General features: G+C 41.1%; 13 protein-coding genes and 1 pseudogene. 5 read left to right on the top strand and 9 right to left on the bottom strand.

From position 1 onward, the window contains the following. The first annotated feature begins 68 nt into the window (after window positions 1-68). The gene (ettA, locus tag ICJ55_RS05020) at window positions 69-1,739 is read left to right on the top strand and encodes an energy-dependent translational throttle protein EttA (protein WP_188157582.1); all 1,671 of its coding nucleotides are present in this window, start codon (window positions 69-71) and stop codon (window positions 1,737-1,739) included. 76 nt (window positions 1,740-1,815) lie between these two features. Here ettA and ICJ55_RS05015 read toward each other — a convergent pair whose 3' ends face one another. After that, window positions 1,816-1,974, bottom strand: coding sequence for a hypothetical protein (locus tag ICJ55_RS05015; protein ID WP_188157581.1), 159 nt, complete (start codon window positions 1,972-1,974; stop codon window positions 1,816-1,818). A 190-nt stretch (window positions 1,975-2,164) separates the two neighbouring features. Here ICJ55_RS05015 and dnaQ point away from each other — a divergent pair, with 190 nt between their 5' ends. Beyond that, window positions 2,165-2,941, top strand: a complete 777-nt coding sequence (gene dnaQ / locus ICJ55_RS05010; RefSeq protein WP_188157580.1) for a DNA polymerase III subunit epsilon — start codon at window positions 2,165-2,167, stop codon at window positions 2,939-2,941. A 57-nt stretch (window positions 2,942-2,998) separates the two neighbouring features. Here dnaQ and rplI read toward each other — a convergent pair whose 3' ends face one another. Genes rplI through rpsF form a run of 4 tightly spaced genes read right to left on the bottom strand, consistent with a single transcriptional unit; the run spans window position 2,999 to window position 4,389 of the window. Continuing rightward, complete coding sequence (gene rplI, locus ICJ55_RS05005) at window positions 2,999-3,448, bottom strand: 50S ribosomal protein L9 (protein WP_188157579.1); 450 nt, start codon at window positions 3,446-3,448, stop codon at window positions 2,999-3,001. A gap of 15 nt (window positions 3,449-3,463) precedes the next feature. Next, entirely contained in the window at window positions 3,464-3,691 is a 228-nt protein-coding gene (rpsR, locus tag ICJ55_RS05000; protein ID WP_005598105.1) for a 30S ribosomal protein S18, read from the bottom strand. Then, a complete protein-coding gene (gene priB / locus ICJ55_RS04995) occupies window positions 3,666-4,013 on the bottom strand; it encodes a primosomal replication protein N (RefSeq protein WP_138317550.1) in 348 nt (115 codons plus the stop codon). The genes rpsR and priB overlap by 26 nt, the downstream gene beginning before the upstream one ends. Window position 4,014: 1 nt before the next feature. Beyond that, window positions 4,015-4,389, bottom strand: a complete 375-nt coding sequence (rpsF, locus tag ICJ55_RS04990; protein WP_025236533.1) for a 30S ribosomal protein S6 — start codon at window positions 4,387-4,389, stop codon at window positions 4,015-4,017. 245 nt (window positions 4,390-4,634) lie between these two features. On the opposite strand from rpsF, the gene purD reads away from it, so the two are divergent. Together purD and malQ are read left to right on the top strand one after the other, a co-directional pair. Further along, window positions 4,635-5,921, top strand: coding sequence for a phosphoribosylamine--glycine ligase (gene purD, locus ICJ55_RS04985; RefSeq protein ID WP_188157578.1), 1,287 nt, complete (start codon window positions 4,635-4,637; stop codon window positions 5,919-5,921). A 108-nt stretch (window positions 5,922-6,029) separates the two neighbouring features. Next, window positions 6,030-8,059, top strand: a pseudogene (gene malQ / locus ICJ55_RS04980) (4-alpha-glucanotransferase). 67 nt (window positions 8,060-8,126) lie between these two features. Here the strand turns inward: malQ and thrS are convergent. The 3 genes from thrS to ICJ55_RS04965 all read right to left on the bottom strand — a co-directional run bounded on the left by thrS (window position 8,127) and on the right by ICJ55_RS04965 (window position 12,293). After that, window positions 8,127-10,064 carry a threonine--tRNA ligase gene (gene thrS, locus ICJ55_RS04975; protein ID WP_188157577.1) on the bottom strand — a complete coding sequence of 646 codons (1,938 nt, stop codon included), beginning with the start codon at window positions 10,062-10,064 and terminating at the stop codon, window positions 8,127-8,129. Window positions 10,065-10,232: 168 nt separating this feature from the next. Beyond that, window positions 10,233-11,603, bottom strand: a complete 1,371-nt coding sequence (locus ICJ55_RS04970) for an MFS transporter (RefSeq protein ID WP_188157576.1) — start codon at window positions 11,601-11,603, stop codon at window positions 10,233-10,235. Window positions 11,604-11,726: 123 nt separating this feature from the next. Then, the gene (locus tag ICJ55_RS04965; protein WP_188157575.1) at window positions 11,727-12,293 is read right to left on the bottom strand and encodes a biotin transporter BioY; all 567 of its coding nucleotides are present in this window, start codon (window positions 12,291-12,293) and stop codon (window positions 11,727-11,729) included. Between the two features lie 80 nt (window positions 12,294-12,373). On the opposite strand from ICJ55_RS04965, the gene ICJ55_RS04960 reads away from it, so the two are divergent. Continuing rightward, on the top strand, window positions 12,374-13,129 hold the full coding sequence (locus ICJ55_RS04960) for a BPL-N domain-containing protein (protein ID WP_188157574.1): 756 nt from the start codon (window positions 12,374-12,376) through the stop codon (window positions 13,127-13,129). Here the strand turns inward: ICJ55_RS04960 and ICJ55_RS04955 are convergent. Next, window positions 13,120-13,914, bottom strand: a complete 795-nt coding sequence (locus ICJ55_RS04955) for a TatD family hydrolase (RefSeq protein WP_188157573.1) — start codon at window positions 13,912-13,914, stop codon at window positions 13,120-13,122. The genes ICJ55_RS04960 and ICJ55_RS04955 overlap by 10 nt on opposite strands. Between the last annotated feature and the right edge of the window lie 13 nt (window positions 13,915-13,927).

The following is a 13,927-nucleotide window of genomic DNA, read 5'->3' as shown; positions in this document are numbered from 1 at the left end:
AACCGCCCTATATTTTGGCTGTAAATTCAAGTAGAATAAGGCGAATTTTTTTGTGAGGAATACGAACAATGTCAAGTCAATTTGTATATACGATGCATCGTGTCGGCAAAGTCGTGCCACCGAAGCGTCATATCCTTAAAGATATCTCTTTAAGTTTCTTCCCGGGTGCAAAAATCGGGGTGTTAGGTTTAAACGGTGCGGGTAAATCTACGCTATTACGTATTATGGCTGGTGTGGATAAAGAGTTTGAAGGTGAAGCTCGCCCACAACCGGGTATTAAAATCGGCTATTTACCGCAAGAGCCGAAGCTCGATCCACAACAAACCGTGCGTGAAGCGGTGGAAGAAGCGGTAGCTGAAGTGAAAAACGCTTTAACTCAGCTTGATGAAGTTTATACACAATATGCCGATGAAAATGCAGATTTTGATAAACTTGCAGCAAAACAGGCTGAACTGGAAGCAATTATCCAAGCACACGATGGTCATAACCTACAAAATCAGTTAGAACGTGCTGCAGATGCACTTCGCTTGCCGGATTGGGACGCTAAAATCGAGCATTTGTCGGGTGGTGAACGCCGCCGTGTGGCACTCTGCCGTTTATTGCTCGAAAAACCGGATATGTTGTTGTTAGACGAACCGACCAACCACTTGGATGCAGAGTCTGTGGCGTGGTTAGAACGTTTCTTACACGATTACGAAGGTACTGTTGTGGCAATTACCCACGACCGTTACTTCTTAGATAACGTTGCCGGCTGGATCTTAGAGCTTGACCGTGGCGAGGGTATTCCTTGGGAGGGCAACTACTCTTCTTGGTTAGAGCAAAAAGAGAAACGCTTAGCTCAAGAGCAAGCAGCTGAATCGGCTCGTCAAAAATCGATTGAGAAAGAGTTGGAGTGGGTACGCCAAAATCCAAAAGGTCGCCAAGCGAAAAGCAAGGCACGTATGGCTCGCTTTGACGAACTTAACAGCGGCGAATACCAAAAACGTAACGAAACCAACGAACTCTTTATTCCACCTGGTCCACGCTTAGGGGATAAAGTGATTGAGGTGCAAAATTTAACCAAATCTTACGGTGAACGTACTTTGATTGATGATCTCTCATTCAGCATTCCGAAAGGGGCGATTGTGGGTATTATCGGGGCAAACGGTGCAGGTAAATCCACCTTATTCCGTATGCTTTCAGGACAAGAACAGCCGGATAGCGGCTCTATTGTAATGGGTGAAACTGTGGTGCTTGCTTCTGTGGATCAGTTCCGTGATGCAATGGACGATAAGAAAACCGTGTGGGAAGAAGTATCAAACGGACAAGATATTTTAACCATCGGCAACTTTGAAATCCCAAGCCGTGCTTATGTAGGACGTTTCAACTTCAAAGGTGTGGATCAACAAAAACGCGTGGGAGAGTTATCAGGTGGTGAGCGTGGTCGCTTACACTTAGCCAAACTTCTACAACGTGGTGGTAACGTACTGTTACTGGACGAACCAACCAACGATCTTGACGTTGAAACCTTGCGTGCATTGGAAAATGCGATCTTAGAATTCCCGGGCTGTGCAATGGTTATCTCGCACGACCGCTGGTTCTTAGACCGTATCGCTACCCACATTTTAGACTACGGAGATGAAGGTAAAGTGACTTTCTACGAAGGTAACTTCTCCGACTACGAAGAGTGGAAAAAGAAAACCTTTGGTGAGGCAGCTACTCAGCCGCATCGTGTGAAATATAAACGAATTGCGAAATAAAGCGTAATAAACTAAAAAAGCTCAAATCTGTCATCAGATTTGAGCTTTTTCATATCTCTATGTATAAAAATAGAATTTATTTTTTACACGGAGAAACCGCTTCAATAATAGAAATGCCCATAAAGGTCGCATTTTCACATACAGGACCTGAACCGTCGTGTCCACGCACACCTGTACAAGCGGCTAATGTTGCAACAACAGACACTACTGCAAAAATCTTCATTGCTTTTTTCATAATTTTGTCTCCTTTAAATTAAAGCTTTTGTATTATATTAAAAAGCATCTTTTAACAAAAGCAATTTAACCATACTTAATGTATGGTTTTTATGCATTCAATCTATTTTTAAGACTTAGAACAAAAATTTCTCTACAAGCGGTTCAATTTTGGTAAAATTTTACAAGATCAAATTATAGAAAGGAAAAGTATGGCAGAAGAAAAAATTGTTCGCCAAGTGGTTCTGGATACCGAGACCACAGGAATGAATATGGCAGGTGGACCTCCGCAAATCGGACATAATATTATTGAAATAGGAGCAGTTGAAGTAATTAACCGCCGTTTAACCGGGCGAACTTATCACGTTTATATCAAACCACCGCGTGAAGTTGATGAAGAAGCGATTGCAGTTCACGGAATTACCAATGAATTTTTGCAGGATAAACCTGTTTTTGCTGACATCGCCGATGAGTTTTTAGATTTCATCAAAGGAGCTGAGCTGATTATTCATAATGCCCCCTTCGACGTGGCGTTTATGGATCAGGAATTTTCTTATCTGCCTAATCCTCCGGCGAAAACAGCTGAAATGTGTACTGTAACCGATAGCCTACAAATGGCTCGGAAAATGTACCCAGGCAAACGCAATAATTTAGATGCGTTATGTGATCGTTTAGGCATTGATAACAGTAAACGTATATTGCACGGAGCGTTACTGGATGCGGAAATTCTCGCCGATGTTTTCTTAATGATGACCGGCGGGCAAATTTCACTATTAGGCGAAGAAGAAGTAGAAACTACATCAGCTATTGTCGATAATGAAGAAGAATTTTCAGCCATTACACTAAATGCAGATGATGCTATTATTCTCAGAGCCAACGATGAAGAAGAAGAATCGCATTTAGCATTATTAAAGCTAATTGAAAAGAAATCAAAAGGAAATTGTTTGTGGATAAAATCTGCCACAGAAGAAGTAGAAAAACTGCATTAGTTGCTATATAAAAAAACAAAACCCAGCTTACGCTGGGTTTTTTAACATCTTTACTGATTATTCAGCAACTACGTTTACAGTTACTTTTGCATTTACTTCAGCGTGTAAGTGAACTTTAACTTCGTGTTCGCCAGTTGTACGAAGTGGGCCTTCACCTAAACGAACTTCAGATTTAGCTACTTCAACGCCTGCTGCTGTTAATGCTTCAGCGATGTCTTTAGCAGAAACAGAACCGAATAAACGACCATCATCACCTGCTGTTGCAGATACTGATACAGCTGCGATTTCAGCAATTTTAGCTGCGCGAGCTTGTGCAGTTGCTAATGCATCCGCTGCTTTCGCTTCTAATTCTGCACGGCGTGCTTCAAAGTGAGCAATGTTTGCTGCAGTTGCCATAACCGCTTTACCTTGTGGGATTAAGAAGTTACGAGCAAAACCAGATTTAACGGTTACTTGGTCGCCCACAGAACCTAAATGAGCAACTTTGTCTAATAAAATAACTTGCATTGTACTCTCTCCTGATTATTGGTGGTTATCAGTATATGGAAGTAACGCAAGGTAGCGAGCGCGTTTGATCGCACGAGCTAATTGACGTTGATACTTCGCACGAGTACCAGTAATACGGCTAGGAACAATCTTGCCGCTTTCAGAAATGTAGTTCTTTAATGTAGCGATATCTTTGTAATCGATTTCAACAACATTTTCCGCTGTGAAACGGCAGAACTTACGACGACGGAAATAACGTGCCATTTGGCTTCTCCTGATCTATAAATTCAATTTGTTCGGTGTGTAAGACTAACTGATTTAAACCGTTAAAGTCTTTGTGGGTGTGGATAAAACCTCTCACTCGCACATTGGCACCGAGCCTGATTTGTTGGGTTAAATAACTAAATTGATTGCCACTCAAAATCACTTGGATTTTGCACCACGCTTGACGTTCTAAATTTACCTCAGTTTGTGTTGAACGATGTTCTAACCAAAAACTGTAATGCGGTATGCCAAGAGGACTTAGGCTTTGTTTAATCAACGTGGCAACGCTGCCAGTTAGTATTAAACAATTTTCAACAGACAAATTATTCGCCTGCTTCTTCTACTTCAACTTCTGCTGCTTCAACAGGCTTACGCTCTTCACGTGCTTTTAACATCGGAGAAGCTTCTGTTACAGCCGCTTTAGTGTGAACGATTAAGTTACGAAGAACTGCATCGTTGTAGCGGAAGTTAGTTTCTAACTCATCGATTACGCTTTGTGGCGCTTCTACATTCATTAACACATAGTGTGCTTTGTGAAGTTTGTTGATTGGGTATGCTAATTGACGGCGACCCCAATCTTCTAAGCGATGAACTTGACCGCCAGCTTCTTTAACAGATGCTGTGTAACGCTCAATCATTGCTGGTACTTGTTCGCTTTGGTCCGGGTGAACCATAAAAACGATTTCGTAGTGACGCATTGATGACTATCCTTACGGGTTAGCAGCCTCCAACTTTAGCCAGTCACCAGCTTGTGGAAGCAAGGATTAAAAAACAAATGTGACTGAACGGCGGAATTATACGGAAAAAAGACTATTTTGCAAGCAATAATTCGCAAATTTGCAAAATTTTTAGGAAAAATAACCGCTTGTTTTGAGGTTTATTTGTCAGCCTAAATAAAGTAGAATACGCAAACGTTTGCTTTGGTTACACATAAGGAATTCAAATGAATATTTTAATTATTGGAAATGGTGGTCGTGAACACGCATTAGCTTGGAAAGTGCGTCAATCTCCCCTAGCGGATAAAGTATTTGTCGCACCGGGCAATGCCGGTACAGCAACGGAAAACGGTATTGAGAATGTGGCGATTTCAGGCACAAATTTACCGGCGTTAGTTGCGTTTGCAAAAGAGAACAACGTAGGTTTAACCATTGTCGGGCCGGAAGCCCCGCTTGTGGCTGGCGTGGTAGATGCTTTCCGAGCCAACGGCTTGAAAATTTTCGGCCCAACCCAAGCAGCGGCTCAGTTAGAAGGCTCGAAAGCCTTTACCAAAGATTTCTTGGCTCGCCATAATATCCCTACTGCGGAATATCAAAACTTTACTGAAGTTGAACCTGCTCTTGCCTATTTAAAAGAAAAAGGGGCTCCGATTGTGATCAAAGCTGATGGCTTAGCTGCAGGCAAAGGCGTGATTGTCGCGATGACCCTACAAGAAGCCGAAGATGCCGTGCGTGATATGCTTTCAGGTAATGCCTTTGGCGAAGCCGGCAGCCGTGTGGTAATCGAAGAGTTTTTAGACGGCGAAGAAGCGAGCTTTATCGTGATGGTTGATGGCAAAAATGTGGAGCCGATGGCAACCTCGCAAGACCACAAACGTGTAGGCGAAGGCGATAAAGGTTTAAACACCGGCGGAATGGGAGCTTACTCTCCAGCACCGGTGGTAACCGCTGAAATTCACAACCGTGTAATGGAAGAAATTATCTACCCAACAGTGCGTGGAATGGCGAGTGAAAACAATCCATACACCGGCTTTTTATACGCAGGTTTGATGATTATGCCAAACGGTCAGCCTAAAGTAATTGAATTTAACTGCCGCTTTGGCGACCCTGAAACTCAGCCGATTATGATGCGTTTGGAATCAGACTTAGTCGAACTTTGCTTAAAAGCCTGTGAAGAAAAATTAGATACCATCAAATCAAAATGGTGCGAACAAGCCGCTCTTGGTATCGTGCTTGCCGCTGAAGGCTACCCTGGCGATTACCGCAAAGGCGATGAAATCACCGGCATTCCTACCGCAACTGCAAACCAAAAAGTTTTCCTTGCCGGTGTGGAACAAAAAGAGGGTAAATTACTCACCAACGGTGGACGTGTACTATGTGCTACTGCCCTTGGCAATAGCGTATTTGAGGCTCAACAACAAGCATTAAAACTTGCCGAACAAATCCAATGGGTAGGCAGATTCTACCGACGTGATATTGGCTACCGAGCAGTGGCTAGAGAACAAAGCAAATAATCTCAAATGATATAGTTAATAAAGGCATACCAAATATTGTATGCCTTTATTTTTGTGATTATTATTACAGTCTATTTTATAAGCTAAATAATAAAAACTGAGGAAATTATGACAACTACAACCAACCCTTACTTTTACGATCCTAATATTAAGGAGCGGGCTAACCCTGCCGCATTTGAAAAAATTGAGCAAATTCTAAACAATATTCCTGACTTGCAAAAAAATAACCAAATCCTACCGCTTGTAAAAGTGATTACTCAACAAACGGCGGGGGAACAAGCGGTCGAAATTCCGCTTTTTTTTGCAAATAACGATAAAGCACAATGGACAATCACACTTGAAAATGGCGAACAATTAACAGGTGAAATTGAGCATAGTGAAGAGGTAGTTTTAACTTTGCCAGAAGATCTCCCTTTGGGCTATCACACTCTTTCCCTTAAAACAGGAGAGACAGAGGAAAGCTCTTCTCTAATTGTTACACCTGAAAAAGCCTTTCAGCCTACCCTATTGCAACAACATAAAAAATTATGGGGAGCATTTTTACAGCTTTACACTTTACGTTCTGAGCAAAATTGGGGCGTGGGTGATTTTGGCGATTTAAAACGATTTCTTGCAAACATTGCTGATTATGGTGCGGATTTTATCGGTCTAAACCCTATTCACGCTTTATTTCCTGCAAATCCGGAAGGAGCAAGCCCTTATAGTCCTTCTTCTCGTTTATGGCAAAATATTATCTATATTGATGTCAATACGATTGAGGCATTTAAGCAATCTAAAAAAGCTCAAGAATGGTTTAACGCTACAGATATTCAGCAACAACTTGCTGAATTAAGGGCTAGAGATTATGTGGATTACAGCACAGTAACCAAACTGAAATTAACCGCATTACGTTTTGCCTTTGAGCAATTCTCAACCGAAAACCAAGCTGAATTTAACGATTTTATTGAACAATCGGGAGAATCTTTAAAAATTCAAGCAACCTTTGATGCTTTGCACCAACACTTTTCTGAGCAGCTTGGTCTGCACGGTGGTTGGCAGGATTGGGCAGAAGAATATCAAAATTACCAATCGCCTAAGGTTGCAGAATTTCAGCAAACTCAAGCCCAACTTATCCGTTTTTATATGTGGTTGCAATTTACTGCTATTCAGCAACTTGTAGAATGCGATAATTTTGCCAAATCATTAAATATGCCGATTGGGTTCTACCGTGATTTAGCGGTGGGCGTAACCAATAATGGAGCGGAAACTTGGGCAGATAAGGCATTATTTGTGCAAGAAGCTTCTATCGGAGCACCACCTGACATACTTGCCCCAAATGGACAGGGCTGGGGGCTTTCGCCAATGCATCCACATATTTTAGCAACACGGGGCTATCAACCTTTCATTGAGTTAGTGCGAGCCAATATGAAACATTGCGGAGCATTACGTATTGACCATATTCTTGGTTTTGCCCGTATGTGGTGGGTAGCAAATGGTGAATCAGCTAAAGAAGGGATTTATGTTCGCTATCCGTTAGACGATCTGCTTTCCATTTTGGCGTTGAGAGCCAGCGTCATCAATGTTTAGTGATTGCCGAAGCACTTGGTGTTGTACCGGAAGGTATTTTAGAGGCTCTTGAGCAAAAAGGTATTTTTGCTTATAACATTTTCTATTTTGAAAAAGAAGGAAATAGCTATAAGCCTCTGGAGGATTACCCTTACCAAGCAATGACAACGCTCAGTACACACGATTTACCGACCATTCAAGGTTATTGGAAAGGGTATGACTTTGAGTTAGGCGAAAAATTTGATACTTACCCAAGTAAAGCGGTAGTGAGACAGCTGAAAGAAAATCGCTCTTATGACCGATTGAATATCCGCACAGCGGTGGAAAAGGTAATGGAACTCGAGCCAAATGAGGTTGGAGTAACAGTAAAATTTACCCACCAACTGCAACGCTATGTGGCTCATACCAATAGTGCATTATTCGGTACACAACCTGAAGATTGGTTGAATATGTTAGAGCCGGTGAACATTCCGGGAACAAGCACGGAATATCCAAACTGGCGAAGAAAATTATCTGCAACCACTGAACAGATTTTTGCAAATAAAGACATTCAACAATTGTTAAGAGATATCAACAACATTCGTAAACAATAAAAGAACACCCTCAAACGTAATAAGCTTTGAGGGTGTATCATATTTAACGCTAGCTTTTCGTATTAGCTTACTCTTGTGTTTCGCCTAATAAAGCTAACTCACGAGCTTTGATTTGGTTTTTCAGAATTTCAACTAATTCAGTCACTGCATAAGTACCTAAATCTGCACCTTTACGGGTACGCACTGAAACTTTTCCTTCAGCGATTTCTTTGTCGCCGCACACGAGCATATACGGCACACGGCGTAGAGTGTGTTCACGCACTTTGAAACCGACTTTTTCATTACGAAGGTCAGCTTTCACACGAATACCTGCATCGCTTAAGGTTCTCACTACTTGTTGAACATAGTCAGCTTGGCTGTCGGTGATGTTCATTACTACCGCTTGCACAGGAGCTAACCAAGTTGGGAAGAAGCCTGCGTACTCTTCGGTAATGATACCGATGAAACGCTCAATAGAACCCAAAATCGCACGGTGGATCATCACCGGTGTACGGCGACCATTATCTTCTGCCACATAAGAGGCTTCTAAACGACCCGGTAGAGCGAAGTCTAGCTGCACTGTACCACACTGCCATTCACGACCTAAGCAGTCACGCAACGCGAACTCGATTTTCGGACCGTAGAATGCCCCTTCACCTTCTTGAATTTGGTATTCAAGACCGTTATTACGAAGTGCGTTAGCTAAGCCTGCTTCCGCTCTGTCCCACATTGCATCATCACCAATACGGTTTTCCGGACGGGTTGAAAGTTTTACCGCAATATTGGTAAAGCCAAAGGTGCTGTAAATGTCGTAAACCATTTTGATACAACTGGTTACTTCAGGCTCAATTTGTTCTTCCGTACAGAAAATATGAGCATCATCTTGGGTAAAGCCACGTACACGCATTAAACCGTGTAATGAACCTGACGGCTCGTTACGGTGGCAGGAACCGAATTCCGCCATACGGATTGGTAAATCACGGTAAGATTTCAAACCTTGATTGAAAATCTGAACGTGCCCCGGGCAGTTCATCGGCTTAATTGCATATTCACGGTTTTCAGATTGCGTGGTGAACATTAAATCCGCGTAGTTTTGCCAGTGCCCTGTTTTCTCCCAAAGCACTCTGTCCATCATAAATGGACCTTTTACTTCTTGGTAATCGTACTCTTTTAATTTGGTACGTACGAAAGTTTCTAATTCACGGAAAATTGTCCAGCCGTCATTGTGCCAGAACACCATACCCGGTGCTTCTTCTTGCATATGATATAAATCTAATGCTTTACCAATACGGCGATGGTCGCGTTTTGCCGCTTCTTCTAAACGAGTTAAATATTCACTCAATTGTTTTTTATCTGCCCAAGCCGTGCCGTAAATACGTTGCAACATTTTGTTTTTGCTATCGCCACGCCAGTAAGCACCTGCAACTTTTTGCAGTTTGAAGTGTTGGCAGAAACGCATATTTGGTACGTGTGGACCACGACACATATCGGTATATTCTTCGTGGTGGTATAACGCTGGGGTTGCTGTACGCTCGATGTTTTCATCTAAGATCGCCATTTTGTACGGCTCGCCACGTTTTTCAAACGTATCACGAGCTTCTTGCCACGTTACCGGGCGTTTTACCACATCGTAGTTGGTTTTCGCTAATTCCAACATACGTTTTTCAATTACATCTAAATCTTCTTGAGTTAAAGAACGATCTAAATCCACATCATAGTAGAAACCGTTTTCGATGGTCGGACCGATAGCCATTTTGACATCAGGGAATAATTGTTTGATTGCGTGCCCTAATAAGTGAGCCGTTGAGTGGCGAATGATCTCTAAACCATCTTCATCCTTAGCGGTGATGATTTCAAGAGTGCTATCTTGGCTGATAATATCGCACGCATCACGGCGTTCGCCGTTTACACGCCCTGCAATGGTTGCTTTCGCTAAACCTGCACCGATAGATTGGGCAACTTCCATCACGGAAACAGGGTTGTCAAATGAACGTTGTGAACCGTCCGGTAAAGTAATAATTGGCATAATAAATCCTTACAGTGGTAATCCATACGAGAGATTACTTGTTGAGTTTGAGAATGAAAAAACCGCTTACAAGCGGTCTTTTTTGATTAAAATTTTGCAATTTGCTTATTATTTCCCTTACAAGTGGGGAATAAAAGCACGGAAATTTTAGCATAAAACAACGGAAAATTAAACCTTACTGTTTTCGCTATTCATTAAACTATCCTGAGATTTTTCTTCATCCAGCTCAATATTTTCGTTTTCTGTTTGCTGCTCTTCTTCAAATGTTTCAAGCTGAGCTTGGTATTCTTGCACTACCTCTTCATCAAATGGAATAAGTTCTTCCTCAACTAATTCAATTTCTTCAATCGGGCTTGCGGTGGCAATAGGGGTGACGTATTGCATCTCTGCACGCTCCGCTTTCGGAACAGGTTTAGTTCCGACAGCACAAATGAATAAAATCAGTGAAAACAGACCAAAGAGTGCATAAAAACCGTACTCAGCAGACAGGCTCATCGCAAAACCGATAAGCGGTGGAGCAACCAATGCCCCTAAACCATAGCAAAATAGCAAGCCTCTGCTAACTTCAACGGTATTCATATTATTCGGCAATTCATCGTTAGCTCGGGCGATACTCAACGCATATAAACTAAATAGGCTACAGCCAAATAAAAAGGCTATACTGTATTGTATCCAAGCGGTCAAATTTTCTTGAAAAATTGCAAATAGTCCGGCAAGTGCGGTAAGAGTACCGACCACTGCACAAGCTAAAATAGCATTACGTCTGCCAATGCGATTCGATAACATCGCCATCGGCATTTGGCTGATAAAACCGCCAATCATCGAGATCATCAAATAAAGCGAAATTTCGCTTAGTGAAAAGCTAAATTTCAGCAGAAATACCGACACCATTGTGAAAAAGCCATTTACTAACATTCCACTAATAAAGCTGGTTGCTAAGGCTAACGGTGAGATCGCAAATAGTTTAGGAATGCTAATACGTTCACGAGCTGGAATATCAGGCTGAACCATTTTAGTTAAAGCGATGGGGATCATCGACATCACTACTAAAATGGTCGATAAGGTAAAAATGTTTCGGCTACTGAGTTCTAAACTTAATAAACTCACCCCCAAAATAAAGGCTAGGTAGAAAATAATATTATAAGTAGCAAGCACTTTGCCTCTGGTATCAACATTGGTTTTTTCGCTCAACCAACTTTCCACTAAAAGCAACAAACTGTAATGGCAGAAGCCTAAAATAATGCGTAATACGCCCCAGATCCATAAATTATCCACCATCATATGACTAAGAGCAGCAATAGCAAAAACAGCACAAAATACACTAAATGATCGGATATGCCCGACACTCGAAACAATACGGTGAGCAAAAATGGTGCTTAATGCAGCTCCAATAAAGAAAGCCGCATTAAGTAAACCGATGATAATATCCGTTACCCCCATTTCAGCAAGTTTAATTCCTGCTGAGTTTAGAAATAAACCATAGCCGAAAAACAGAAAAAAGATACCTGAATAAAGGGAGTAAAATTTAGTGCTATTCAATGAATTCTCCTTAATCGGTTTACTATTATTAAAAACATTGTACCGACTTAATCACTTTTAAGCAAAAATAGGATAATCAGTTGAATAGAAAAGGCTTTGCATTAAGCAAAGCCTTTAGAAAGATTAGAGTTTAGAGAAGAATTTGTAACTTGGGCTAACTAAGATGCTTGCGAGAAGAGCCTTAAGCACGCCACCTAAAATAAATGGATATAAACCAGCTTGTAATACTGTGCCTTCCGGTACAAAGAAATAAAGTTGTGCTAAGCCGAATGCAAAAGTAATCACACTTGCAATTAATGCAACAAATAAGCTCTTCCAAAAAGAATTTAATACGCCTTTATCACTATAATAGCCTAAGAAATAGGCAGTTGGGATATAACCCAATAAGTAGCCCCCTGTCGGACCAAAGAAATGATGGAAACCTGAAGCACCACCGGCAAAAACAGGTAATCCAATTGCCCCTTCAAAGAGATAAAGTAATACTGCTGCCGTTGCCGCTTTACGTCCCATTGCAAAACCAACAACGGTTAAAGCAAGAGTTTGCCCTGTAATTGGCACGGGGTACATAGGTACAGAAATTTGAGCAAAAATAGCAAGTAAGGTTGCACCGATAAAGGTTTTCAACCAAAATGTTATTGTACTATTGGCTTCTAGCCAACGTTTAGTTTGAGTTAATTGAGTAGTGAACATACTTTTCTCCTTAAATATAGTAAAAATGTTCACCGTGGATTATATAAGAATACACCTTTTGGGGTAAATGCAAATTTAAAATGGTAAAACCAGCTTATATTTATTGTGATGAAGGCAGCAGTGAAATTGGGGTTCAGTCATTACTATTAGCGGTAGAACAATATTTACAACGCCCAACTCGACTTATTAATGCGGAACAAATTATTCAAGGCAAATTATCCGATGGCTGCTTACTTGTAATGCCCGGTGGGGCAGATTTACCTTACTGCAAAAAATTAAACGGAGAAGGCAACCGTAAAATTCGCCATTTTATTGAACAAGGCGGAGCTTATCTCGGTATCTGTGCCGGAGCTTATTATGGTTGTGCTGAATTGGATTTTATAGGGCTTGACTATAGCGTAAAGGGCAAGCGAGAGCTTGCTTTATTTGATGGAGTTGCAAAAGGCAGCTTGCCGAAGTTTACTAATAGGCAGCTTTACGATGAAGGAATAAAGAGTAAAGCAATGGTCGAGATAACACTCGCACAAGGTGGAAAAAAGACGTTTTATTATCACGGCGGTTGTTGTTTTGAGCCGGCAACTAACGCAGTTTATCGCCCATTAGCCTACTATCCTGATGGTTCATTAGCGATAATAGAAGGTGATTTAGGACAGGGATATTACCTATTATCTGGTGTACATTTTGAATTACAAGCGGTCATTTATCAGCAAAAAATTGTAAATTGCTGTGAAGATAGTGAAACAAAAGCACGAGAAGAGGCAATTCATTCTTATTTTGATGAAAATTACGGCTTTCAGGTTTGGCAACACCTACAAAGAAGATTAAATCAGGCGTGAGAAAATAATCTCTCACTATTCTGCCAAATGGTTTCAGCTATAATTTCCGGTTGCTCATTTCGCAATTCACATAAGCTATTAAAACTCATAATAAGCCGTTCCGGTCGATTAGGCTGCCCTTGAAAACCAAAAACAGGCATATCAGGAGCATCGGTTTCCAGCAACAAACTTTCTAGCGGTAATTTTCGGATTGCTTCACGGGTTTTATTCGCTCGTTGATAAGTAATTGTGCCACCCACACCCATTTTATAGCCGAGATCGACAAAACGTTTTGCTTGTTCATAACTCCCTGCAAAACCGTGAACCACGCCATTTTTAGGTAATTGAACTTTTTTTAGAAACACCGAGAGCTGATCGTGGCTTTTGCGTGAATGGAGATTAACAGGCAAATTGAATTTTTTCGCAAGGGCAAGCTGTGCCTCTAAAAACTCACACTGTTTTTTCCATAATTCAGGAGTAGAAATTTCGCTCACGGCTTTTTCTAAGCCTATTTCACCAATTGCAGTACAAAGTGGATCTTTTTGATTTAGTCGATATTCTAATAAATCTAAATCAGAAAGTTGATGTTGGTGAATATAGAGTGGGTGCAAACCTAAACCATAAACAATATTTTCCGGTTTTTCATTCGCACAAGCGGTTACTTTTGCAAAATTTTTTGCAAAAACAGAAACCACTAATATTTTTTCCACTTGATGTTGTTTGGCATTTTCTACCAGCGTAGAAACACTTAAATTAAGGCTTTCTGAAAGATAATCTAAGTGGGTATGAGTATCAAAAAATCGCATATTAAAACAAAAG

This window comes from Mannheimia bovis, from assembly GCF_014541205.1.
GTDB lineage: Bacteria > Pseudomonadota > Gammaproteobacteria > Enterobacterales > Pasteurellaceae > Mannheimia > Mannheimia bovis.
Note: the sequence above shows the minus strand (reverse complement) of the source record. Positions and strands in the feature narration are given on the sequence as shown.

Coding starts and splice junctions, on each gene's coding strand:
- ettA (WP_188157582.1), top strand. CDS start 69: ATGTCAAGTCAATTTGTATATACGATGCATCGTGTCGGCAAAGTCGTG.
- ICJ55_RS05015 (WP_188157581.1), bottom strand. CDS start 1,974: ATGAAAAAAGCAATGAAGATTTTTGCAGTAGTGTCTGTTGTTGCAACA.
- dnaQ (WP_188157580.1), top strand. CDS start 2,165: ATGGCAGAAGAAAAAATTGTTCGCCAAGTGGTTCTGGATACCGAGACC.
- rplI (WP_188157579.1), bottom strand. CDS start 3,448: ATGCAAGTTATTTTATTAGACAAAGTTGCTCATTTAGGTTCTGTGGGC.
- rpsR (WP_005598105.1), bottom strand. CDS start 3,691: ATGGCACGTTATTTCCGTCGTCGTAAGTTCTGCCGTTTCACAGCGGAA.
- rpsF (WP_025236533.1), bottom strand. CDS start 4,389: ATGCGTCACTACGAAATCGTTTTTATGGTTCACCCGGACCAAAGCGAA.
- purD (WP_188157578.1), top strand. CDS start 4,635: ATGAATATTTTAATTATTGGAAATGGTGGTCGTGAACACGCATTAGCT.
- thrS (WP_188157577.1), bottom strand. CDS start 10,064: ATGCCAATTATTACTTTACCGGACGGTTCACAACGTTCATTTGACAAC.
- ICJ55_RS04965 (WP_188157575.1), bottom strand. CDS start 12,293: ATGTTCACTACTCAATTAACTCAAACTAAACGTTGGCTAGAAGCCAAT.
- ICJ55_RS04960 (WP_188157574.1), top strand. CDS start 12,374: ATGGTAAAACCAGCTTATATTTATTGTGATGAAGGCAGCAGTGAAATT.
- ICJ55_RS04955 (WP_188157573.1), bottom strand. CDS start 13,914: ATGCGATTTTTTGATACTCATACCCACTTAGATTATCTTTCAGAAAGC.